At 41.6% G+C, this 24,148-nt stretch carries 19 protein-coding genes and 7 tRNA genes; 19 read left to right on the top strand and 7 right to left on the bottom strand.

Features of this window, described 5'->3' with window-relative positions; all coding sequences use genetic code 11:
• The first annotated feature begins 72 nt into the window (after positions 1 to 72).
• The 12 genes from DXB77_RS08580 (at position 73) to DXB77_RS08525 (ending at position 14,964) form a co-directional block, all read left to right on the top strand.
• Entirely contained in the window at positions 73 to 615 is a 543-nt protein-coding gene (locus DXB77_RS08580; RefSeq protein ID WP_008401292.1) for a nitroreductase family protein, read from the top strand.
• 179 nt (positions 616 to 794) lie between these two features.
• Positions 795 to 3,203 (top strand): PEP-utilizing enzyme, encoded by a 2,409-nt coding sequence (locus DXB77_RS08575; protein WP_118663026.1) that lies wholly within the window; start codon positions 795 to 797, stop codon positions 3,201 to 3,203.
• Positions 3,204 to 3,207: 4 nt separating this feature from the next.
• Positions 3,208 to 3,888 (top strand): gamma-glutamyl-gamma-aminobutyrate hydrolase family protein, encoded by a 681-nt coding sequence (locus DXB77_RS08570; RefSeq protein ID WP_117808791.1) that lies wholly within the window; start codon positions 3,208 to 3,210, stop codon positions 3,886 to 3,888.
• A gap of 40 nt (positions 3,889 to 3,928) precedes the next feature.
• Complete coding sequence (locus DXB77_RS08565; RefSeq protein WP_118484797.1) at positions 3,929 to 4,891, top strand: hypothetical protein; 963 nt, start codon at positions 3,929 to 3,931, stop codon at positions 4,889 to 4,891.
• A 146-nt stretch (positions 4,892 to 5,037) separates the two neighbouring features.
• Positions 5,038 to 5,718 (top strand): PspA/IM30 family protein, encoded by a 681-nt coding sequence (locus DXB77_RS08560; RefSeq protein WP_118615760.1) that lies wholly within the window; start codon positions 5,038 to 5,040, stop codon positions 5,716 to 5,718.
• Between the two features lie 10 nt (positions 5,719 to 5,728).
• Complete coding sequence (locus tag DXB77_RS08555) at positions 5,729 to 6,715, top strand: SPFH domain-containing protein (RefSeq protein ID WP_118663025.1); 987 nt, start codon at positions 5,729 to 5,731, stop codon at positions 6,713 to 6,715.
• Positions 6,716 to 6,730: 15 nt separating this feature from the next.
• The gene (locus tag DXB77_RS08550; RefSeq protein WP_118663024.1) at positions 6,731 to 9,076 is read left to right on the top strand and encodes a UvrD-helicase domain-containing protein; all 2,346 of its coding nucleotides are present in this window, start codon (positions 6,731 to 6,733) and stop codon (positions 9,074 to 9,076) included.
• A gap of 96 nt (positions 9,077 to 9,172) precedes the next feature.
• On the top strand, positions 9,173 to 9,469 hold the full coding sequence (locus DXB77_RS08545; protein ID WP_118663023.1) for a hypothetical protein: 297 nt from the start codon (positions 9,173 to 9,175) through the stop codon (positions 9,467 to 9,469).
• A 529-nt stretch (positions 9,470 to 9,998) separates the two neighbouring features.
• The gene (locus DXB77_RS08540; RefSeq protein ID WP_118663022.1) at positions 9,999 to 11,300 is read left to right on the top strand and encodes an L-aspartate oxidase; all 1,302 of its coding nucleotides are present in this window, start codon (positions 9,999 to 10,001) and stop codon (positions 11,298 to 11,300) included.
• Between the two features lie 22 nt (positions 11,301 to 11,322).
• On the top strand, positions 11,323 to 12,177 hold the full coding sequence (gene nadC / locus DXB77_RS08535; RefSeq protein ID WP_021943998.1) for a carboxylating nicotinate-nucleotide diphosphorylase: 855 nt from the start codon (positions 11,323 to 11,325) through the stop codon (positions 12,175 to 12,177).
• 98 nt (positions 12,178 to 12,275) lie between these two features.
• Positions 12,276 to 12,824 carry a transcription repressor NadR gene (locus DXB77_RS08530; RefSeq protein ID WP_044945249.1) on the top strand — a complete coding sequence of 183 codons (549 nt, stop codon included), beginning with the start codon at positions 12,276 to 12,278 and terminating at the stop codon, positions 12,822 to 12,824.
• A 151-nt stretch (positions 12,825 to 12,975) separates the two neighbouring features.
• Positions 12,976 to 14,964 carry a TIM-barrel domain-containing protein gene (locus DXB77_RS08525; protein WP_118663021.1) on the top strand — a complete coding sequence of 663 codons (1,989 nt, stop codon included), beginning with the start codon at positions 12,976 to 12,978 and terminating at the stop codon, positions 14,962 to 14,964.
• A 54-nt stretch (positions 14,965 to 15,018) separates the two neighbouring features.
• Here the strand turns inward: DXB77_RS08525 and DXB77_RS08520 are convergent.
• The 7 genes from DXB77_RS08520 to DXB77_RS08490 all read right to left on the bottom strand — a co-directional run bounded on the left by DXB77_RS08520 (position 15,019) and on the right by DXB77_RS08490 (position 15,809).
• Positions 15,019 to 15,100: transfer RNA gene (locus DXB77_RS08520), tRNA-Leu, on the bottom strand.
• A gap of 85 nt (positions 15,101 to 15,185) precedes the next feature.
• Positions 15,186 to 15,258 (bottom strand) — tRNA-Lys (locus DXB77_RS08515).
• A gap of 19 nt (positions 15,259 to 15,277) precedes the next feature.
• Positions 15,278 to 15,349: transfer RNA gene (locus tag DXB77_RS08510), tRNA-Gln, on the bottom strand.
• A 31-nt stretch (positions 15,350 to 15,380) separates the two neighbouring features.
• A tRNA-His gene (locus tag DXB77_RS08505) sits at positions 15,381 to 15,454 on the bottom strand.
• Between the two features lie 58 nt (positions 15,455 to 15,512).
• Positions 15,513 to 15,586, bottom strand: a tRNA-Arg gene (locus DXB77_RS08500).
• 38 nt (positions 15,587 to 15,624) lie between these two features.
• Positions 15,625 to 15,695, bottom strand: a tRNA-Gly gene (locus DXB77_RS08495).
• A 39-nt stretch (positions 15,696 to 15,734) separates the two neighbouring features.
• Positions 15,735 to 15,809 (bottom strand) — tRNA-Pro (locus DXB77_RS08490).
• 351 nt (positions 15,810 to 16,160) lie between these two features.
• Between DXB77_RS08490 and DXB77_RS08485 the strand changes: the two genes are divergently transcribed.
• The 7 genes from DXB77_RS08485 (at position 16,161) to DXB77_RS08455 (ending at position 24,131) form a co-directional block, all read left to right on the top strand.
• Entirely contained in the window at positions 16,161 to 17,105 is a 945-nt protein-coding gene (locus tag DXB77_RS08485; RefSeq protein ID WP_118484791.1) for an AEC family transporter, read from the top strand.
• A 126-nt stretch (positions 17,106 to 17,231) separates the two neighbouring features.
• Positions 17,232 to 17,744, top strand: a complete 513-nt coding sequence (locus DXB77_RS08480; protein ID WP_021943667.1) for a shikimate kinase — start codon at positions 17,232 to 17,234, stop codon at positions 17,742 to 17,744.
• Between the two features lie 375 nt (positions 17,745 to 18,119).
• Positions 18,120 to 19,661, top strand: coding sequence for a sodium:solute symporter family protein (locus DXB77_RS08475; RefSeq protein WP_118484789.1), 1,542 nt, complete (start codon positions 18,120 to 18,122; stop codon positions 19,659 to 19,661).
• 398 nt (positions 19,662 to 20,059) lie between these two features.
• Positions 20,060 to 21,100, top strand: a complete 1,041-nt coding sequence (gene argC, locus DXB77_RS08470; protein WP_008401314.1) for an N-acetyl-gamma-glutamyl-phosphate reductase — start codon at positions 20,060 to 20,062, stop codon at positions 21,098 to 21,100.
• A gap of 55 nt (positions 21,101 to 21,155) precedes the next feature.
• Positions 21,156 to 22,382 (top strand): bifunctional glutamate N-acetyltransferase/amino-acid acetyltransferase ArgJ, encoded by a 1,227-nt coding sequence (gene argJ, locus DXB77_RS08465; RefSeq protein ID WP_118663020.1) that lies wholly within the window; start codon positions 21,156 to 21,158, stop codon positions 22,380 to 22,382.
• Between the two features lie 13 nt (positions 22,383 to 22,395).
• Entirely contained in the window at positions 22,396 to 23,286 is an 891-nt protein-coding gene (argB, locus tag DXB77_RS08460) for an acetylglutamate kinase (RefSeq protein WP_117808801.1), read from the top strand.
• Between the two features lie 182 nt (positions 23,287 to 23,468).
• Positions 23,469 to 24,131 (top strand): helix-hairpin-helix domain-containing protein, encoded by a 663-nt coding sequence (locus DXB77_RS08455; RefSeq protein WP_118663019.1) that lies wholly within the window; start codon positions 23,469 to 23,471, stop codon positions 24,129 to 24,131.
• The last annotated feature ends 17 nt before the right edge of the window (positions 24,132 to 24,148 follow it).

Raw genomic sequence — 24,148 nt, 5'->3', positions numbered from 1 at the left:
TTGAGTGAGTTATACTTGCGATATATGTAAGAAGATACAAAAGATATTTATAAAAATACAGGAGGATATAACATGGAAGCATTAGAATGTATTAAGACAAGAAGGTCGGTAAGAAAATTCAAAGAGGATATCATTCCGGATGAAGTGATCCGTGAGTTGGTAGAACTCGCATCCTATTCACCATCCTGGAAGAATACACAGACGATCCGTTACATCAGTGTTTCTGATCCGGAGAAGATCAAGAAGATCGCAGAAGAAGGCGTGATGGGATTTGCATTAAATGAGAAGACAGTTTCCAGAGCACATCAGTTGATGGTTGTGACACAGAAGAACGGTATTTGTGGATATGAGAGAGATGGAAGCTTCAGTACAAGCAAAGGTGCCGGATGGGAGATGTTCGATGCCGGTATCGCAGCCCAGACATTCTGTCTTGCAGCACATGAGAAGGGAATCGGAACGGTTATCCTTGGAGTATTTGATGATAAGAAGGTTGGAGAGATCGTAGGTGTGCCGGAAGGACAGACAGTTGCCACTGTTATCGCAATGGGATATCCGGTATTTGCACCGGAGATGCCGCCAAGAAAATCAGTTGATGATCTATTAACGATCCAGTAAGAGCTATTTTATTCATTATATAATGAATACTGACAGAAGATAGATTTGGAAGAAACAAAAGTCTGTCGGAATAGCCAACAAAACGAATAGTGTCTCGAAAGAGAAAAAATATACTGCACTTTAGTATAGATGATATGGTCTGCTAAGGTGCAGTTTTGTTGTAGAAGGTGATTTTTTTCATGGTTTTGACAAAAGCAGATACATTAGATTATTTGAAAAACAGAATAACAAAATCGAGAATAGAAGACCTTATGATCGTAACCGGGAAAATGTATGGTGAGAACCGGAAACAGATCCTTGCCGATATTCAATCACAGTTTAAAGGACAGACGATTGTTGTTCGAAGCTCCTGTTCCAATGAAGATTCCTCCGAGACATCAAATGCGGGTCATTATGACAGTATATTGGATGTCGACGCTGATGATCGCGATGCTGTATGTCATGCGGTTGAGACAGTATTTGATTCCTATAAAAAAGATCTGCCAGATATCAGGAATGAACAGGTGTTGATCCAGACGCAGACGAAATCTATCATCAGCAGCGGAGTTATCTTCTCCAGAGAGATCAAATCAGGAAGACTGTATTATGCAATCTCATATGATGAAGATTCGACCGATGCGGTAACCAGTGGAAGCGGAGGAAAGACGATCTATATTGCAAGGACAGCAGAGAGTTCATCTCTCCCGGAGCGCTGGGGTGTTCTGGTCACAGCCATGAGGGAATTAGAAGACATCTTTCCGGAGTATCCACTCGATGTGGAATTTGCAGTTGGAGCAGATCTGACAGTTACGATCTTTCAGGTGCGTCCGCTTGCGGCCTGTATTAAGAAGCTGGAAAATCCATCTGACTACAAAGAAGACAGAGCAAAGAATGATCGTATATTTGGAGAATTGATAAACGAGACAAAACAGCAGTATCAAAAACTCAGTGATCTGTTGTATGAGAAACAGGCAATCTTATCCGATATGGCATTCTGGAATCCGGCAGAGATCATAGGGGTAAATCCGCATCCGCTTGATTTCTCCCTTTACAGAGAGATCATAACGAAGGCTGCATGGAATCAAGGACTTACCACTATAGGATATCGTGTGGTGGACGGTGATCTGATGTACAGGGTCGGAAATAAACCATATATATCCTTGCGGAAGTCATTTCTGTGTCTGATGCCTGCGGATTTAGATGAGGACATGGTGAAAAAACTTTTGGCATTTTACGACCGGAAGATTTTATCGGATATAACAGCACATGATAAGATTGAATTTGAGGTAGTATTTTCCAATTATGATTTTACAACGGAGGATCGGTTACAGGAATTATTAGAGTATGGATTTACGAAGGGAGAGATTCAGGATCTGTCGGGCAGTCTGTTTCGTCTGACGGATCATGTAATCTGTAATTTCAGGCAGAATCGGATGCAGGATATCCGTTCATTAAATGGGCTGAAGGTGCATCGGGAGAATATCAGGAATAACTGGCTGATGGCAGCAAAAGATGTGAATACTTCCATCCGTTATTTTATAGAATTGATCGAGAGTATCAAACAGTACGGAACACCGAAATTTGCAAGACAGGCAAGACTTGCATTTATCTCAAAGGCTCTTTGCAGGTCGCTTAGTGCAAAGGGATATTTTACGAGCCGTGAGATTGATGACTTTATGATGTCAATCTACACAGTAGCATCGGAGTACGATTCGGATTTTCAGGATTTTGCAGAAGGACGGATTACCAGGGCAGCCTTTGATGAGAAATACGGGCATCTTCGTTCCGGCACTTACGATATCACCTGTGAGACGTATGCGGAACAGGATTTTGACAGCTCCAAGGCAAGTGAGACAGCAAAGAAGCAGAGACAGAGGATTGAGCGGTTAAAGCATACACCGCTTGATCCGGAAAAGGTAGAACAGGCACTTTCCGATATCGGCTTTGGTGTTGATGCAAAGAAATTTGTGGAATTCTTAAAGGATTCCATGGAAGAACGGGAATATTTTAAATTTGAATTTACAAAATCCTTAAGTCTGGCGATCGATATTCTGATCAATATTGGAGAAATGTTGAATTTTTCAAAAGAAGATATGGCATATCTCACAGTAGATGATATAATTGCAGTGTATCATAAACCAGAAACGGAGATCCGAAGGATATGGGAACAGGTGATCACAGAGAACCGGAAAGCATATACAGATGCTTCTGACCTGATCCTGCCGGATGTGATCTGTAATAAGCAGCAGTTGGAATATATCGAGATGGTAGAGGCGAGACCGAATTTTATCACCTCGGAGATCGTGACCGGAGCAGTTGTCGTATTGGAGGATGAGGAATCGAAGCGTGATGATGCCGGAGCGGTTGATGTTGCAGATAAGATCGTAGTGATCCCGAAAGCAGATCCCGGCTATGACTGGATCTTTGCAAAAGGAATCCGGGGCTTTATTACGAAGTATGGTGGTGTTGCATCCCATATGGCGATCCGATGCGCGGAATTCAATATTCCGGCGGCTATTGGATGTGGCGACGTTATTTATAATTATGTAACAGGACTTGACAAACTGACACTTGATTGTAAAAATGGAAAGATACTGAAGGAGGAATAGGCGTATGCTTCACGCACTGATAACACAACGCGAAGGTCAGAATATGTATGGAAAATCCACGGATGTTCTGGAAGCTGCCTATACGGAATTTTATGAAAGCATGGGAATAAGACTTCATCCGGTGTCGAATTTCACCAGAGATTTTGAAGCCTTATTTGAAGATCCGATTGACGTACTGATTGTAACGGGTGGCGGTACGCTTCACCCGAAATATTATGTAGAACCGCATAAGGCAGAGCTGCAGCCGCATCGGGATGCGATGGAGGAACGGCTCATTATGTACTGTGTGGAGAATGAGATACCGATTATCGGGGTATGCAGAGGCATGCAGCATCTGAATGCATTATTTGGAGGAAAGATCTCATATTCTGCACCGTTTGTAGTGCCAAGACCGCGAGGTGTTGACCATATGGCAAAAATCTGTAAATCGGATCGATATATAAAGATAAATAATTTTCACAGTGATTGTGTATATCTGGAAAACCTTTCAACAATGTTTTACCCGTTGGTTGTAGATGAAGAAAATGGATCGGTTGAGGCATTTGTGTCACCAACCATGAGTATTCTTGCGTTTCAGTGGCACCCGGAGCGGTATTTTGAAAGTGAAGAAGGAAGGCTTTTCAGCAGACATCTGATCCAGGATTTCTTAGGTATTCCAAGAGATGATAAGAAACCGGATCTGTAAATAAAATCCTATAAAGCCATAGTTGGAGGAAGTAATAGACATGGAAAAAGGAAAAGCAAAACAACTGCTTGATAAGATGCAGGTATTGATTGAGGACGGACAGAATGTTCCATTTGCAGCAGGGAAGGTTCTTGTAAATAAAGAAGAAATGCTGGAAATGATAGAAGATTTGAAAAAGACGATAGATATAGAATTAAAAGCGTATCATGAGATCACGGATAAGCGTGGCAAGATCATAAAGGATGCGAATAAAGAAGCCGAGGACATCATCGTGGAGGCAGAAGAATCTGCAAGCCGGATCCGTATGAGCAAGCCGAATCCACTCTATGTCCAGAGGCAGGTAAAGGATCTGAACAAGAAAGATAAGATGGCACTTCGGACAGCAAATGAGATCTATGCGGCATCGATCATTTATACGAATGAGATGCTTATGGAGATCAATGAATCGGTACGTCAGGCATATAATATGATTAGTGAAGAAACTGACCGTGTATTGGATTCGCTCAGACAGAAATCCGATGTCATTGAGCAGAATAAACGCGAGCTGATGGATGGACTTCTGGATATGAAGAAGCAGGAACGGTATGCTGATATTTTAGAGATCAGCCAGCTCCTTGCAAATGAACTGTACTATGAGAAGAATCGGTTTGAAGAAGAAGAACAGAAGGCGAAGAAGCAGGCAGAAGAAAATGAGATGGTTCAGTGGGAATTTGATTTCGAGGATAAGAAGGAAGACCCGATCAAGGTAAAACCATCCAGACAGCCGGTGAAGCTTCATGATGATATTTTGCATGATGAGGTTGTGGATTCAGCATTTGAGATTGCGGATGAATTAAAGGAAGAAAAGAAAAAGTCATTATTTGAGGATCGGACACCTGTGCCGTTAGAGGAATCAATTACGGATGCAGGGGTTGCAGGAAAGGCAGCAGAAGGATCTTCTAAGAAGATTCCGGAGTTCCGGATCGGTGGAAACATCCATAAGAGCCTTGACGATGAACTTTAAAGCCACCTAAGAACAGAAGCGTGATACTTTACATTTAATTCATGATTCAGGCGTTGCGGAGCGTACGCCTGTTATGATATTATGGGTTTGTGAGCTCGAAAAACAAGAAACCATAAAGTGTAAATATATACAGGAGGTAATTATTTATGGGGATTTTAAAAAGATTTAAAGACATTATGTCAGCAAACATCAACGCTATGCTTGATAAGGCAGAGGATCCGGAGAAGATGATCGACCAGTATCTCAGAGACTTACAGGAAGATCTTAGAAACGTAAAATCAGAGACAGCAACCGTTATGGCAGATGAGACCAGATGCAAACGTGCACTCGATGACTGTGATGCAGATATCGCAAAGATGCAGAGCTATGCAGAGAAGGCACTCCTTGCAGGAAATGAAGCAGATGCCATGAAGTTCTTAGAGAAGAAGAACCAGTTAGCATCCAAGAGAACGTCTTTACAGCAGTCATATGATATGGCAGCCGGAAATGCAGCAAAGATGAAAGAGATGCATGATAAGCTGACAAAGGATATCATGGATCTGAACAACAGAAAGGACGCCATCAAGGCGAAGGTTCAGGTTGCAAAGACGCAGGAGAAGATGAATAAGATGATGGGAAGCGTAACGGATACAGCCGGAACGATCTCAGCATTTGACAGAATGGAAGCAAAGGCTGATGCGATGCTTGACAAGGCAAATGCAATGGCAGAATTAAATGCCAGCGGCAAGGATGAGACAGATGATCTGATGAGCAAATACGATGCAGAACCATCATCAGCAGTTTCAGACGAACTTGCAGCATTAAAGGCAAAGATGGGACTTTCATAGGAGGAAACAGATGGGATTATTTTCAAATCAGTTTGTCAATGTAGTTGAGTGGGAAGAATACAGAGATGACCTGCTCTTCTGGAAATGGACAAATCGAGAGATAAAGAAAGATTCCAGACTTATCATTAAACCGGGACAGGATGCGATTTTCCTGTATAACGGTGCGGTAGAAGGTATCTTCACAGAATCAGGAAGTTATACGATTGATTCGGATATCATTCCATTCCTTTCTACATTAAAGGGATTTAAGTTTGGTTTCAACTCAGGACTTCGTGCAGAGGTTCTGTTCATCAATACGAAAGAGTTTACCTGTAACTGGGGAACCAGTTCACCGATCCGTTTACAGGCACCGGGACTTCCGGGCGGACTTCCTGTACGGTCAAATGGTAAGTTTTCATTTAAGATTGATGATTACAATGTGTTGATCGAGAGAATCGCTGGGGTAAAGGCAATCTTTACAGTGGATGATGTCAGAGACCGTATTAAGGGAATCTTAGATGGACTGTTGATCAAATGGATCACAAAGGTCGGCGGTGACGTATTCAATCTGATGGCAAATGCAACGGATATTGCAAAGGGTATTTTAGAAGATCTGGATATGGAACTGATCAAGATCGGTCTGACCATGACAGATTTCAGAATCAGCGAATTTACATATCCTGAGAATATATCAAAACGTGCAGATCAGGCTGCTGAGTATACGATGCTTGGTGACATGGGACGGTTCCAGCAGGTGAAGATGGTAGATGCACTTGCAAATTCCAACGGAAAAGGTGGAACCAATATGGCAGATGTTGCCAGCGGTATGATGGGAATGCAGATGGGTATGATGATGGCAAATCAGATGACCGGTAATCTGCAGAACAACATGAACGGACAGATGAATCAGCAGGCAGCTCCAACCGGAAATGGTACGGCTCCTAAGTTCTGTCCGAACTGCGGAACCCCTACAAATGGAGCAAAGTTCTGTGGTAATTGCGGAACAAAGCTGATATAAAGGAGTACAAAAGCGATGGCTGGATTAAATGACATGCAGGATCTGGCATGCAGACATGTCGATGGACCGCTTCTGATATTGGCAGGTGCCGGATCAGGAAAGACCAGAGTAATCACCCACCGGGTAGCGTATCTGATGGATGAGATCGGAGTGAATCCATATAATATCCTTGCGATAACATTTACAAATAAAGCCGCAGCCGAAATGAGAGACAGAGTAAATAACATTGTTGGAGAGGGTGCTGAACGAGTATGGGTCAGCACCTTTCATTCGTTATGTGTACGGATTCTGCGACGGTTTTCAGACAGGCTCGGTTATGCAACAAATTTTAATATCTATGATTCGGATGACCAGAAATCTGCGGTCAAGAATATTCTGAAGGAATTGAAGATCGATCCGAAGAAGTATCCGGAGAAGATGTTCCTGGCAGAGATATCAAATGCAAAGGAACGGTATATTTCACCGGATCAGTATGCGAAGATGAATGCGACAGATTTTGTGAAGACACAGACGGCAACCGTATATTCCGAGTATATGAAGCGACTCCGTAAATTCAATGCATTTGATTTTGATGATCTGATCTACAAGGTGGTTGAGCTGTTTGAACATAATCCGGATGTACTGGAATTATATCAGGACAGATTTCGTTATATTATGGTGGATGAGTATCAGGATACAAACCACATACAGTTTCTGATGGTGAAGCAGCTTGCTTCCAAATACAGAAACCTTTGTGTCGTTGGTGATGATGACCAGTCAATCTACAAATTCCGTGGTGCCAATATTACGAATATTTTGAATTTTGAAAAGGAATATCCGGATGCGAAGGTCGTGAAGCTGGAACAGAATTATCGTTCCTGTGGAAATATTCTGGCGGCTGCAAATGCGGTGATCAAGCATAACGAAGGAAGAAAGGATAAAGCCCTCTGGACAGATCAGGGAGATGGCGAGAAGCTTGTATTTAATCAGAGTGAGGATGAATACATGGAGGCGGATCGTGTCGTAAATGAGATCATCCGTCTGACAGCAAATGGTGCACAGTATAAAGACATTGCTTTACTATATCGTACGAATGCACAGTCTCGTATCCTTGGTGAGAAGCTAGTTATGCGAGGAATACCACATCGGGTCTACGGTGGTCAGAATTTCTATGAACGAAAAGAAATTAAAGATATAATGGCATATCTGAAGGTTGTAAATAACTCTACAGACGATACCTATCTCAGACGAATCATCAATGTACCAAAGCGTGGAATCGGTGATGCTACCGTTGATAAGGTGGCCGCATTTGCTGCTGCAAATGATATGACACTGATGGAAGCCATGCAGATCATAGAGCAAGTTCCGGGATTACAGCGTTCGGTTGCAAAAATTTCCGGCTTTGTGGAATTGATCGATGGATTTCGGGGGATAATAGAGGAGCAGGAACCACTCAGTACATTATTTGACCGTATTCTGGAGGATACCGGATATGAAGATGAACTGATAGCGGAGCACACGGATGAATCGATGGCGAGACTTGAGAATATCGATGAGTTAAGAAACCGTGTGGTTCAGTTTGAAACCGATTATGAGGAAGCGACACTGGCAGATTTTCTGGAGGATATCGCGCTGGTTTCGGAGACCGATAAAATGTCCGATGATGATAATATGGTTAAATTAATGACGATCCATGGTTCAAAGGGACTGGAGTTCCCATATGTATTCTTATGTGGCATGGAAGAGCGAATCTTCCCAAGTGCGATGGCGATCAATTCGGATGATGAAGATGCGCTGGAAGAAGAACGCAGACTTTGCTATGTAGGAATTACAAGAGCGATGAAGAAGCTATATCTGTCCTGTGCAAGAAACCGTATGCTGCATGGAAGTAGAAACTGCAATGACATCTCCAGATTTATTAAAGAGATTCCGCCGCTGCTGTTCCAGGATTCCGGTGATATTACAAGGCATGTAAAACGGATGGAAGAACGGCAGTTTGCAGATACCGGATATACCGGAAATAGGTATAGTAGCAGCGGGCAGTCAGGATATGGAAAAGGCTCATATCATGGAAGATCGTCGCAAACGGGTTCCGGATATTCTTCATCGAATCCATACAGTAGCTACAGTAAGGCAAAGAAAGAGCCGATCAGTATAACACCATCGACCAAACCATCATTTGGCAAAGAATTTACCGTGAACCGGGAGCTGGTTCTCGACTATGGAGAAGGTGATCGGGTGCGTCATATGAAATTTGGAAATGGAACTGTAACGCAGCTTGTAAAGGGCGGCAGAGATTATGAGGTGACGGTAGATTTTGATCGTGGCGGTACAAGAAAAATGTTTGCTTCCTTTGCAAAATTAAAACGTCTGGAAGAATAAAGAAATTATAATAATTCCAAGATAATATAGAAATAGAAAAAAGAGTATGCTATAATGACGGCATACAGAAACTAAATGAAAGGGTGGTAGTTTATAATGAAAAATAATGATGTAATCTTAGTAAAAAGCGAACCAACAGAAGAAAAGGCAAAAGGTGTTGTATTTGTGATCCTTGCGATTATCGGTGCAGTAGCAGCGATCGCAGGTATTGCATATGCAGTATATTCATACCTGACACCTGATTTTCTTGATGATTTTGATGATGATTTTGATGATGATTTTGATGATGACTTCTTCGATGATGACGATGATGACGAGGAAGAAGCACCGGCAGAGCAGCCTGCCGAGACAGCAGAAGCACCGGTAGCAGAGCCTGTAGCAGACGCTGAATAATCAAAAATTTGAGCTGAATCAAAGTGAGTAAAATAACCGGATTAGTTTTTTGAATTATAAAGAGCTAATTCGGTTATTTTTATCTAAAAAGATATATGAAAAGTATTCATTTATAGTTAGTGGAAATTTTGTGGAAAAGGGAGAAATAATAGATCAAGATATCAATGTTTAGATCAAAAATGGGAAGTGAGATTTGGCATTGGAGTATATGTGCTTTATGAAGCAAGCCATTTCCGGATATTGGTGTTTGGATAAAAATGGAAGACAGCATTATTATTATGAAGTAAGCCTTTTTAACGCCGGTTCTTAGTGAGTCGCCATAGGCGAGGAGCTTAGCACCGTTGCGTTAAAATAGAGTGCGAACGTCTTACGGAATAATAAGTAATGCTGTCTTTCATTTTATCTACTGACAAGACACCTGTAAAGTGGTGTAAAATACTATATTGTCATGTACAACAGAACGTGGTATACTAAGGCAACGCTTTTTTATACAAGAAGAAAAACGAATAAATATAGTTGGAGAAACAATATGAAGACAGATATTTTAATTGTGGGAAGTGGATGCGCAGGTTTATATGCTGCATTGAATCTCCCCAGTGATAAACAGATAACGATCATAACAAAGGATATCGTAGAACACAGTGATTCCTTCCTGGCACAGGGTGGCATGTGTATGTTGAAATCAGAAGATGACTATGACAGTTATTTTGAAGACACCATGAAGGCGGGACATTATGAGAATAATCCAAAGAGTGTAGAAGTTATGATACGTTCATCGGTCGATGTTGTAAATGATCTTGTAAAGTATGGAGCGGATTTCCATCGGGAGCCGGATGGCAGTCTTAGCTATACAAAGGAAGGAGCACATAGCCATCACCGTATCATTTTTCATGAGGATGTAACAGGAAAAGAGATCACAAGTACCCTGCTCCGCAATGTAGAGAAGCTTTCGAATGTGACGATCTACGAACATGTAACCATGGTGGATATCCTGTGTAAGGATAATTGCTGTTACGGTGTGGTGGCAAGGGATGCGGAGAATAAGATTTTCCCGATCATGGCAAACTATACCATGCTTGCTTGTGGGGGAATTGGTGGTATTTACAGACATTCGACTAATTTCAGACACCTGACCGGAGATGCCGTTGCGATCGCATTAAAGCATGGGATTGAGACAGAGCATGTGAACTATGTCCAGATTCATCCGACAACCTTATATAGCAAAGAGCCGGAAGACAGGAGTTTTCTGATCTCGGAATCGGTTCGTGGCGAGGGGGCGCTGCTCTATAACAAGAATCATGAGCGGTTTGTAAATGAACTTCTTCCGAGGGATCTGCTGACAATCGAGATTCGCAAACAGATGGAGAAGGACGGGACAGATTATGTCTGGGAAGATATGACTGTGATTGATAGAAAAGAATTAGAAGAACATTTCCCGAATATCGTTGAGCATTGCAAAGAAATGGGATATGATGTGTATACAGAATGCATACCGGTTGTGCCGGCACAGCATTATTTCATGGGCGGTATCAAGGTGGATTTGTCCAGTAAGACATCGATGGATCAGTTGTATGCGATCGGAGAGACTGCATGTAACGGAGTTCATGGCAAGAATCGACTGGCAAGTAATTCGCTTCTTGAGAGCTTGGTATTTGCCAAGCGGGCCGCAAAGGAAATGACTGAGCAGTTCGACCGGACAAAGATAGAAGAAATCTCTTACAGAGAAGACGATTATACAGACAAGAAGAAGCTGGCAACAGAATATAAAGCACTGCTTAAGGCTGAGATTGCAAGGGAAAACGAAGAAGACCTGCACAGACAGGAAGCATAGAAAAATCATTCAGGAGGATATTATGTACGATCAGATTACTTTAAAATTAAATGTAGATCCATTTATTCTTGGAGCATTAAAAGAAGATATTACAAGTGAGGATGTATCAACAAATTCCGTTATGCCGGAGGCATGCATGGGAAAGGTAGAGTTAATCTGCAAGCAGGATGGAATCATCTGTGGTTTACAGGTGTTTAAGAGAGTATTTGAATTATTAGATGATACAACCGTGACAGAACTCTACTGCAAGGATGGCGATGAGGTAAAGGCAGGACAGTTGATGGGAGTTGTAACCGGGGATATCCGTGTATTGTTATCGGGAGAACGGACAGCACTGAATTATCTGCAGAGGATGAGCGGTATTGCTACGTACACATATAAGGTTGCAGGACTTCTTGCAGGAAGCAAGATCCAGTTGCTTGATACCAGAAAGACAACCCCGAATAATCGTATTTTTGAAAAATATGCAGTTCGTGTCGGCGGTGGGCATAATCACAGATATAATCTTTCGGACGGAGTCCTTCTGAAGGATAACCATATAGGCGCAGCAGGCGGAGTGAAAGAGGCAATCCGTATGGCAAAGGAATATGCACCGTTTGTCAGAAAGATCGAAGTCGAGGTTGAGAATCTGGATATGGTAAAGGAGGCTGTTGAAGCCGGAGCGGATATTATCATGCTGGATAATATGTCAGATGAAATGTTAAAAGAAGCGATCGGCATCATTGATGGCAAGGCAGAGATCGAGGTATCAGGTAATGTAACAGCAGAAAATATCGAGCGCTTGAAGAACCTTGGTGTTGATTATATATCAAGTGGAGCACTGACACATTCCGCTCCGATCATGGATATTTCTCTGAAAAATCTTCATAGAATCTAACTGAATATTGTAACAAAATTTCTGGTGCCTTTGGGTGCAGGGAAGGTTTACATGAGAAATAGAATGGGCTAATGGATGATAAGATTGGGAGGAAGAACATGACAGGAGTTGAAAGACGGGAAAAACTGTTGTCGATGCTTGCGAAGAGTAAAGAGCCGATTGCGGGGGCGGAGATGGCAAAGAGGCTCAGTGTGAGTAGGCAGGTGATCGTACAGGATATTGCCCTGCTTCGTGCGGCTGACAATAATATTGTTTCAACAAACCGGGGATATGTGTTATTAAAGCCAGGAAAATGTGAACGAATATTCAAGGTGCGTCATACTGCGGAAGAGATAGAGAAAGAATTACAGATCATCGTAGATAATGGCGGCAGGATTCTGGATGTATTTGTATATCATAAGATTTATGGAGTTGTAAAAGCTCCGATGAACATAAAAACCAGAAAAGATATTTATGAATATGTAAAGACCTTGAGCAGTGGAAAATCATCGCCGCTTCTTAAGATAACCGACAATTACCATTATCACACGGTACAGGCAGATTCAGAAGATATCCTGGATAATATTCAGAAGGATCTGGAGGAATGTGGTTTTCTTGCGAAACTGCTGGATTTCGAACCGGTTGATTTTTGGGAAAAAAGTGAATGACATAGGATGACGAGGGGAAGAAATTAATAAGTCAATATTGTGCAACAAATTTATAAAAATAATGTAAGAAAAACGAATGGAAAGATAATATAATAACATTATCAGGTATAATAAATTATATACCAAATAAAAAGAAAAAGAGGAAATGAGAATGATAAAAAAATACACATATGGTAATCCGTTTTTTACAGAATCGGTTGTTGCGTCATTTGAGGCATCGGAAGGTATGCCTGAAGTTGGAACAGTAAATCTGGATGATGGCTTTTCATTTCTTTATGATATGAAAGCAGAGGATGCAGTATATGGACTTGGTGAAGCAAATCGTGGAATCAACAAAAGAGGATATAAATATATAAGCAATAATACAGATATTCCGAATCATCATGAGGATGTTTATTCTTTATATGCATCTCATAATTTTGTTATTATATCCGGAGAGAGAACATTTGGATTGTACATAGATTATCCGTCTTCGCTGGTATTTGATATCGGATATACTAAGATGGATGAACTTCATATTTTCTGCGATAAAGCAGATTTGGATCTCTATGTGATCACAGGCGAAAGTATATATGATATTGTAAAACAATTCAGACAAATGATAGGAAAAAGTTATATTGCCCCAAAGTTTGCTTTTGGTTTTGGACAGAGCCGTTGGGGTTATAAGACACCGGAAGATTTTGCTTATGTTGTGAAGAAATACAGAGAAAATCATATACCGATCGATATGGTATACATGGATATCGATTATATGGATCATTATAAAGACTTTACGATAAATGAAGCATTTGGTGATTTTTCTGAATATGTAGAAGAGTTGAAAAAAGAAAATATACGCTTGATCCCGATTATTGATGCGGGAGTGAAGATTGAAGAAGGATATGATGTGTATGAAGAAGGCGTAGCAAACAATTATTTCTGTAAAAGAGAGGACGGAAGTGATTTTGTTGCAGCTGTATGGCCGGGATACACACATTTTCCGGATGTATTGAATCCGGAAGCAAGAAAATGGTTTGGCGGAAAATATAAGCTTCTTATAGATGCAGGAATTGAAGGCTTCTGGAATGATATGAATGAACCGGCAATTTTTTATACACCGGAAGGCGTTTGTGATGTGAAAGAGGCAATGCGGGAATTTATCGATAAAGAAGAATCCGTGGATGATGTCTGGGGAATTCGGGATATGGTAGCAGATCTGGCTAATAATGCCAAAGACTATGCTTCGATGTATCATAATATGAATGGAAAGATGGTGCGTCATGATCAGGTACATAACCTTTTCGGTTATAATATGACGCGGGCAGCAGGTGAAGCACTTCGGGAAATCTGTCCGGAGAAAAGATGCCTGTTGTTTTCCAGATCATCTTATATCGGAATGCATCGTTATGGTGGTATCTGGACCGGAGATAATAAATCCTGGTGGTCCCATATCCTATTGAATCTAAAAATGCTTCCATCATTAAATATGTGTGGTTTCTTATATACAGGAGCAGATCTGGGCGGATTTGGCTGTAATACGACCAGAGATCTTTTGCTCAGATGGCTCGCACTTGGTGTATTTACACCGCTGATGCGTAATCATGCATGCCTTGGCACAAGAGAGCAGGAGTGCTATCAGTTTGAGCAGATTGAAGATTTCAGACATATCATAGGTGTTCGTTATCGGTTGCTTCCATATATTTACAGTGAATATATGAAGGCTGCTTTAAATGATGAAATGATGTTCAAACCGCTTGCATTTGAATATCCGGAAGATCGTATGGCGGTAAATGTAGAAGACCAGCTTATGCTTGGTAATGAGATCATGATCGCACCGGTATATACACAGAATGCAATCGGAAGATATGTTTATCTGCCGGAGGATATGATGCTTGTCCGTTTCAAGGCTGAGGGTGATATTGAACAGACCGAGATGAAAAAAGGACATCATTTTGTAGAAGTGCCGTTGAATGAAGTGATTTTATTTATTCGGAAAGGAAAATGCATTCCTCTTGCTGACTTTGCCGAGTGCGTTGCGGATATTGATACGAAGAAGCTACAGTTACTTGGGTATGCGGGAAGCAGTTATCAGTTGTATGATGATGATGGATTTACAAGAGAGTATAATATGGAGATGTCCTGTGTAATTTTGAATAATTAGTAACAGAATATCAGATAAAAGAAAAAGGCAATCGATTATGATTGCCTTTTTTGATGCGGATAACAGGAGTTGAACCTGCACGTCTGTTGACACTAGAACCTAAATCTAGCGCGTCTGCCAATTCCGCCATATCCGCAGAGTTTCTTCTATATATAATAGAATAAAAGAATAGAAGAGTAGATATAAAAAAATCAGATATAAAATTATATCTGAAATTTTAATGAGCCATCGGGGACTCGAACCCCGGACAACTTGATTAAAAGTCAAGTGCTCTACCGCCTGAGCTAATGGCCCATATAAATTAAGTTTTTGACTGGGCTAGCTGGATTCGAACCAGCGAATGCAGGAGTCAAAGTCCTGTGCCTTACCGCTTGGCGATAACCCAAAAGCATCGCTTAATATGCGATAAAGAAAAGGGTGGATAGAGGGACTCGAACCCTCGGCCTCCAGAGCCACAATCTGGCGCGCTAGCCAACTGCGCCATACCCACCATATAAGTGAAACATCCATATGGAACAGCAGTAGTGCCACAGAATGAAACAAATAAATGTGCCCGAAGGGATTCGAACCCCCGACCCACGGCTTAGAAGGCCGTTGCTCTATCCAGCTGAGCTACGGACACATTTTAAATTCCCGCTATAAATATTAGCGAAAATAAAGAGCGGGTGATGGGAATCGAACCCACGTATCTAGCTTGGAAGGCTAGTGTTCTACCATTGAACTACACCCGCATGATTGCTTAACAGTGTTTAGATTTATGATTATCTAAGTCGGGGTGACAGGATTCGAACCTGCGACCTCTTGATCCCAAATCAAGCGCTCTAGCCAAGCTGAGCCACACCCCGGAACAAAGTGTTTGTCGTTTTTTTATGTTCGTCATATCTCTGACGCAAGACATATTATACATAAACACCCCTTTGATGTCAACAATAAATTTTATTTTTTTTTGCATTTTTTTTGGCAAAGCGGATTTCCTTAGGTTTTAAGCCACTTTCCAGTATTTATTTTTTTGAATATTATATATGGACTGATGATAATCTCATACATTTTAGCATTAATTTAAAGTTTTCGAGATCTGGCAGGTATGTATCTGTTGCATATAGATCTTTTAAAAAAATCGGATAAAAATTGAATCGGGTAACAAGCTGTGCTATAGTAAGGGCTGCGACAGTTTAATTAAGAAAAGAGAGAATGGAATGAGTGATTTTTTATTTAGTATAAATGCGACAGTGCCGATCTTTCTGGTGATTCTGTTGGGGTGGTTTCTGAAACGGATTGGGCTGATCAATGATGAATTTGCAAATATAGCAAATAAATATGTGTTTAAGGTATCCCTTCCGGTGCTTTTGTTTCGGGATATCGCAACAACCTCGGTATTAAAAGACGTAAATATGAAATTTGTGGCGTTTTGTTTCTTCGGAACTTTTATTATGTTTGCATGTGCATGGTGCTTTGCAAAGATATATTGCCGGGATAAGACGATGGTCGGAGCGTTTGCGCAGGCATCGGCAAGAGGAAGCGCGGCGGTGCTTGGAATTGCCTTTGTAGAAAATATCTGTGGAAGCTCAGGGATGGCTCCGCTTATGATCGTTGCGGCGGTACCATTGTTCAATATCCTGTCCGTTATTATGCTGACCTTTGGGGGCAGAGATAATATCCATGGTGCAGACGGAATCAAAACGGCATGCATTAATATTTTAAAGAATCCGATCATAATCGGCATCGTGCTCGGAGTTCCGTTTTCATTATTGAATATTCCGATTCCTGCGATACCGATGAAGACGATCAATTATATCGCACAGACGGCGACTCCGATCGCATTGATCGCCATAGGAGCAGGTTTTAATACAAAAGCAGCACTGGAGAAAATGAAGCCTGCGGTTACAGCAGCTCTTATGAAGCTAGTCGTATTTCCTTTGATCTATATGCCGATTGCGGTTAAGCTTGGGTTTGCACCGAGTGAATTGGCAGCAATCCTGATCATGACAGGCTCACCGTCCACGGTAACCTGTTATATCATGGCTAAGAATATGAATAATGATGAAGTCCTGTCATCAAATACGATCGTGCTGACAACCCTGTTTTCATCGGTCACGATAACGGTATGGGTATATGTCCTTCGCGTTATGGGATGTATATGACACAAGTAATAATAAAAATCCTTGAATAAACAGAAATGGGATTAAATTAGAAGTAATGAATACAGAGAACAAATGAAAAGATTAGGATAATATAGAAAATTAAAATACAGAGAATGGAGAAAGAAGATGAAAAATATAGTTTTGATCGGAATGCCTGGTTGTGGAAAGAGTACGATCGGTGTGGTACTTGCCAAGGTTCTTGGATTTGATTTTGTAGATGCAGATGTGTTGATCCAGAAGAAGCATGGTAAGCTGCTTCGTGAGCTGATCGCAGAATATGGAGATGATGGGTTCCTTCAGATAGAAAATGATGTAAACAAAGAAATTGACTTAAAGAATACGGTTATTGCAACCGGAGGAAGTGTCGTATACTGTGATGAAGCCATGCAGCATTATGTAAAAAATGATATTGTAGTATATATCGAGCTCCCATATGGAGTGATCGCTTCCAGACTGGAAAATGTAAAACGGCGTGGCGTAGTGTTGAAGGATGGTCAGACTTTAAAGGATCTTTATAACGAGAGAATCTTATTGTATGAAAAATATGCACAGATCACGGTAAAAGCCGAGGGACTTTCCGTAGAAGAACTCATGGATACGATTGCAGAAAAAGTGTTGGCATATGAGAAGACACATTAATGTGAAGATCGAGCGCAAACAGCATAGATCCAAAGTAATGATATGAATTTGGATCTATGCAGCGGGTTTATGAAGTGCTAAAAACAGATTGGAAAAACGACTTCTGAACAGCAGAATGAAATATTTGGCGAAAGCTGAAAAAATATCTGCAAGGAAGTCGTTTTTTATATTGACGAAAATGGATGTATCCAATATAATCTATTTTGTGGTTTAAAACGTAGAACTTTAAAGTCACTTGACTTCAACGCAATAAAGCAAAATTAGCCGGATTATGTCAGAATTCGAAAATCAGAAATTATAAGATGCGCTATTGTTGGTGGAAAGTTGACTGTAAAATTCTGCGAATACAAAAATGAGAAGTGACGGGAGGTCGACATGGTTATTAAAGTGATTATGCTTGTTGTATTCTTTGGCATAATGATCGGTGTAGGATTTTATGCAAGAAAACAGGCCACAGATGTGAACGGATTTGTACTGGGAGGAAGAAGCGTAGGCCCATGGCTTACAGCATTTGCATATGGTACGTCCTACTTTTCGGCAGTTATTTTTATTGGATATGCAGGACAGTTTGGATGGAAATACGGAATTGCATCCACATGGATCGGAATTGGAAATGCAATCCTTGGGTCTCTGCTTGCATGGGTAGTGCTTGGCAGAAGAACCAGACTGATCACGCAGAAGCTGGATTCCAGAACAATGCCGGAATTCTTTGAGAGAAGATATAACAGCAAATCCATGAAGATCATTTCTTCCTGGATCATATTCATATTCTTGATCCCATATACGGCTTCATTGTATAACGGTCTTTCCAGATTGTTTGGAATGGCGTTCGACATTGATTACAAGATCTGTGTTGTTGCTATGGCAGTTCTTACCGGTATCTATGTAATTGTTGGCGGGTATATGGCGACAGCGATCAATGACTTTATTCAGGGACTGATCATGCTGGTTGGTATAGTAGCAGTTATCTATGCAGTATTAAACGAGAGAGGCGGACTTACAGGTGCGTTAGACAAGCTGGCTCGTGTAAATGATCCGGCGGTTTCGGATACACCGGGTGTATTTGCATCCTTCCTTGGACCGGATATCTTCAATCTGGTATGTGTTGTCATATTAACCTCACTTGGAACATGGGGCCTTCCTCAGATGATCCAAAAATTTTATGCGATCAAAGATGAGAAATCAATCAAGACTGGAACGATCGTATCTACTTTATTTGCAACGATCGTAGCCGGAGGATGTTATTTCCTTGGTGGTTTTGGACGTCTGACCGAGACGGATGTAGCAACAGAAGGATTTGATGCGATCATTCCACACCTGCTTGAGAATCTTCCGGAAGTATTGATGGGACTGGTGGTTATCCTTGTATTATCTGCTTCGATGTCTACCTTATCTTCATTGGTTCTGACCTCAAGCTCCACACTTACGATCGACTTTATCAAAGCATCGATCGCACCGAAAATGTCAGAGAAGAAGCAGGTCCTTACAATGCGGATCATGCTGGTAGTATTTATCGCATTATCGGCGGTCATTGCAGTCATTCAGTATTCCAGCAAGGTGGCATTTATCGCACAGCTTATGGGTATTTCATGGGGTGCGATCGCAGGTGCCTGTCTGGCTCCGTTTTTATATGGTCTGTACTGGAAACGCACGACAGTGGCAGCCTGCCTTGTTAGTTTTATCTGGGGCGTAGGCATCATGACACTGAACTTTATCAGTAATACATGGCAGTTATTTAGTTTTCCACAGGCATTACAGTCACCTGTAAACTGTGGTGCAGCAGCGATGATCGGTGGATTGATCCTTGTTCCGATCGTCAGTCTGATCACAAAGAAACCGGATCAGGAGCGCGTAGAGGAGATCTTCTCCTGCTATGAAGCGACAGTAACCGTACCTCAGAAGGAAGCATTGGATTAATATTATACATAAAATATACATAATATGCATAAAGCCGGCAGACAGAAAAACATTCTGTCCTGCCGGCTTTAACATTTGTGTGAAATGCGTAAAAATGTGTTTGTACAAGAGTTTTTTGAATGTAAAATCAGTTTTCAAAACAGAAAGAAAGTATACGGACATATTAAAAATGGAATAAAAAAATAAATATCAAAATAATTTTTTGTATATTTATTAATTAATGCTTGAATATTATGCATAATAACTGTATAATCATGGAAGATTATACGAACTGTATTTTCCTATGAAAGCGGTTGACGGAAGAAAATGCAGAGAGTAAGATAGGTGAATGTGTAGAAATACAAATAGGACGATGGCTGTAACGGAAAATGACCGGTTGCAGCAGATTGGAGTAAGATATGATAAAGGCAGGAATTATTGGTTCAACCGGATATGCCGGTCAGGAAATAGTAAGAATTCTTCTTGGACATAAGGATGTGGAAATTGTCTGGTATGGTTCCAGAAGTTTTATAGATAAGAAATATTACGAAGTATTTGGAAATATGTTTCAGATCGTGGATGCAACCTGTCTGGGCGAGAATATGGATGAGCTGGCTGAGAAGGTAGATGTTATTTTCACGGCAACTCCACAGGGCTTATGTTCTTCTCTTGTAAATGAGGATATTTTATCAAAGGTTAAGATCATTGATCTGAGTGCGGATTTCAGAATTAAGGATGTTGCTACTTACGAGAAGTGGTACAAGATCGAGCATAAGAGTCCGGAATTTATCGACGAGGCCGTATATGGTCTGTGTGAGATCAACAGAGATAAGGTAAAGGGATGCAGACTTCTGGCAAATCCGGGCTGTTATACAACCTGCTCCATTCTTTCTTTATATCCGCTTGTAAAAGAGAAGCTGATCGATCCGAATACGATCATTGTAGATGCTAAGTCCGGTACATCAGGAGCAGGACGAGGAGCAAAGATCCCGAACCTGTTCTGTGAGGTAAATGAAAGCATTAAGGCATATGGAGTAACGACTCATCGCCATACACCGGAGATCGAAGAACAGCTGGGATATGCATACGGCAGTCCAATCATGATTAATTTCACACCACATCTGGTTCCGATGAATCGTGGTATTCTGGTTACGGCATATGCTTCATTAAAAGAAAAGGTAGATTACGATACTGTTCGTGCTGCATATGACAAATATTATGCAAACGAGAGATTTGTCCGTGTTCTTGACAAGGATGTATGTCCGGAGACACGTTGGGTAGAGGGCAGCAATTATGTAGATGTCAACTTTAAGATTGATGAAAGAACCGGACGTATCATTGCAATGGGAGCACTTGATAATCTGGTAAAGGGAGCAGCCGGTCAGGCAGTTCAGAATATGAATATTATGTTTGGACTTCCGGAAGAAGAAGGACTGCTGATGGCTCCGGTATTCCCATAAAGAGTAACGGCATCGGATATCGTGGAAGAACAGATGATATAAGGCGGTGATCGGTATGGAGATCATTTCCGGCGGAGTGACAGCTCCAATCGGATTTCTGGCAGCAGGTATGCACGCCGGAGTAAGAAAAAATAAAAAGAAAAAAGACATGGCATTACTAGTCAGCAAGTGTCCGGCGAAGACAGCTGGAGTATTTACACAGAATGTAGTCAAGGCTGCACCTGTTATGTGGGACAAAGCATTATGTGACGATATCGGCTTATGTCAGGCACTGGTTGTAAACAGTGGAGTGGCAAATGCATGTACCGGAGAAGCAGGAGATGTTGATGTGGTGCATATGGCAGAGCTTGCGGCAGCAGAACTTCAGGTACCGGCTGATCAGGTTGCGGTTGCTTCGACCGGAGTAATAGGTATAAGGCTTCCGATGGAGACGATCGCACATGGAATCCGCGAACTTTCAGGGATGCTTTCCGATGATTTGGAAAGTGGAAGTCATGCAGCGGAAGCCATTATGACGACTGATGTATATAAGAAAGAGATCGCGGTAAAGCTGCAGATCAAAGGGAAGACAATTACCGTCGGAGGTATGTGCAAAGGTTCCGGTATGATCAATCCGAATCTTGGAACGGTGCTTGGATTCCTGACAACGGATCTGAATATCAGTCAGGAGTTATTGCAGAAAACACTGAGAAATGATGTCATAGACACTTATAATATGTTATCTGTCGATGGGGATACTTCAACGAATGACACCGTTATGATATTTGCAAATGGCATGGCAGGAAATGATGAGCTGCTTGAAACGGATGCGGATTATCCGGCATTTGTGGAGGCGCTTCGATATATCAACACCTACTTCGTGAAGCTGATCGCGGCGGATGGAGAGGGAACGACGAGGATGTTTCAGGTACAGGTAGCAGGGGCGGAATCCAAGGAGGGCGCAAGAAAGCTTGCAAAATCCGTGGTGACCTCAAACCTTGTAAAATGCGCCGTATACGGCTCGGATGCGAACTGGGGACGTCTGGTGTGCGCGATGGGACAGAGCGGGATCGCATTTGATCCATATAAGGTAGATATCATAATATCCAGCGAAGCCGGTTCCTTAAAAATAGTTGAAAATGGGGTTTGTACCGATTATGATGAAGAAAGAGCGACGGAGATCCTGTCGCCGGATCAGGTATGTTTTTATGCGGATATGCATGCAGGTACAGAGACAGCTTCTGCGTGGGGCTGTGACCTTACATATGAATATATCAAGATAAATGCAGAGTATAGAAAGTGAGGAAGTAAATAAGATGGTAAAGGGAGATTATACAGTAGATCAGGTAATATCAAAAGCACAGACACTGATCGAGGCTTTGCCTTATATTAAGAAATTTCAGGGGAAAACAATTGTTGTAAAATATGGCGGAAGTGCTATGTTGGATGAGAATCTGAAATACAATGTGATCGAAGATGTTGCATTATTAAAGCTGGTTGGACTGAAACCGGTTATCGTGCATGGTGGCGGTAAGGAGATCAGCAAATGGGTAGAGAAGATTGGAAAAGAGCCTGAATTTATCAATGGACTTCGTGTAACAGACGGTGAGACAATGGAGCTTGCTGAGATGGTATTATCCAAGGTAAATAAGAGTCTTGTCAGCATGATGCAGAAGGTTGGTTTAAAGGCTGTGGGTATCAGTGGAAAGGATGGTGGACTGTTTACCGTTAAGAAGCGTCTGCCGGGTGGAAAAGATATTGGTTATGTAGGCGAGATCACAAAGGTTGATACAGAGGTGATCGATGCACTGGTCGATCAGGATTTTATACCTGTTATTGCTCCTATCGGTGTCAGTGAAGAATATGAGGATTATAATATTAATGCTGATGATGCTGCATGTGCTGTTGCAACAGCATTAAAGGCGGAAAAACTGGTATTCTTAACAGATATTGAAGGTGTATTTATCGATCCGACAGATAAGTCTACCCTGATCTCAGAAATGGATATCCATGAGGCAAAGGATATCATTGAGAAAGGTGTTGTCGGCGGTGGTATGCTTCCAAAACTTAATAACTGTATCACAGCCATGGAAAATGGTGTATCAAGAGTCCATATTTTGGATGGCCGCCTGAAGCATTGCCTGCTTCTTGAGTTCTTTACTCAGAAGGGTATTGGTACTGCAATCTTAAAAGAGCCATTATTCTAAGAAGCACATTCAATGAAAAGTTAAAAGTAAAACAGAAAAAGACCGGAGCTGTGCACCGATAACGAGAAAAATCGGATGCCGCAGGACTGGTCTTTTTCTATTTTGCTATTGTAAAAGGAATCGAAGTTCGTTAAAATGGGGGTGTGCATGAGTGTACCGGCATATCAAGGAGGTATGCAGGTATGATAATAAAGAAAAAACTGTTATATGTAGGACTTGCCGGATGGATGTTGTTGTCCGGGATTATTCTGGTCGGATGCCGGAAAAATGGCATGATACTTGAGACAACAGAGCAGAATACCAGTTCACAGAGTGATACGGCATATGCCGAAGACGCCGTGGTAGGTTCTGTTACAGAAAGGGATCAGGAAGACACAGAAGCTATAAAAGACACAGGAATCTGTGTATTTGTCTGTGGGGCAGTAAAACAAGAAGGAGTATATGAACTCCCAATAGGTGCAAGGATCAATGATGCACTTCTTGCAGCAGGCGGATTTGCAGAGAATGCTGCGGAGCAGGTGGTAAATCTTGCAGACTTTATCGAGGATGGACAGAGGATTTATTTTCCGACGGAGGAAGAGGTGCAGGAGCAGCCGGAACGCTGGCAGGATCCGGAAACAGAAACGAATGGACAGACAATGGAAGCGGGAGTAGTGAATATCAATACTGCCGGGAAAGAGGAACTGATGTCATTGTCCGGGATTGGTGAGGCAAAGGCGGAGAATATCATAACTTACAGAGAGACACAGGGCGCATTTGAAAAAATAGAAGATATTATGAATGTGAATGGTATCGGAGAGAATTTATTTCAGAAGATAAAAAACGATATTTGCGTGGGTCGGTAGAGATATAGAAACAAAGG

The organism is Clostridium sp. OM05-9, from assembly GCF_003481465.1.
GTDB classification, from domain to species: Bacteria; Bacillota; Clostridia; order Lachnospirales; family Lachnospiraceae; genus Coprococcus; species Coprococcus ammoniilyticus.
Note: the sequence above shows the minus strand (reverse complement) of the source record. Positions and strands in the feature narration are given on the sequence as shown.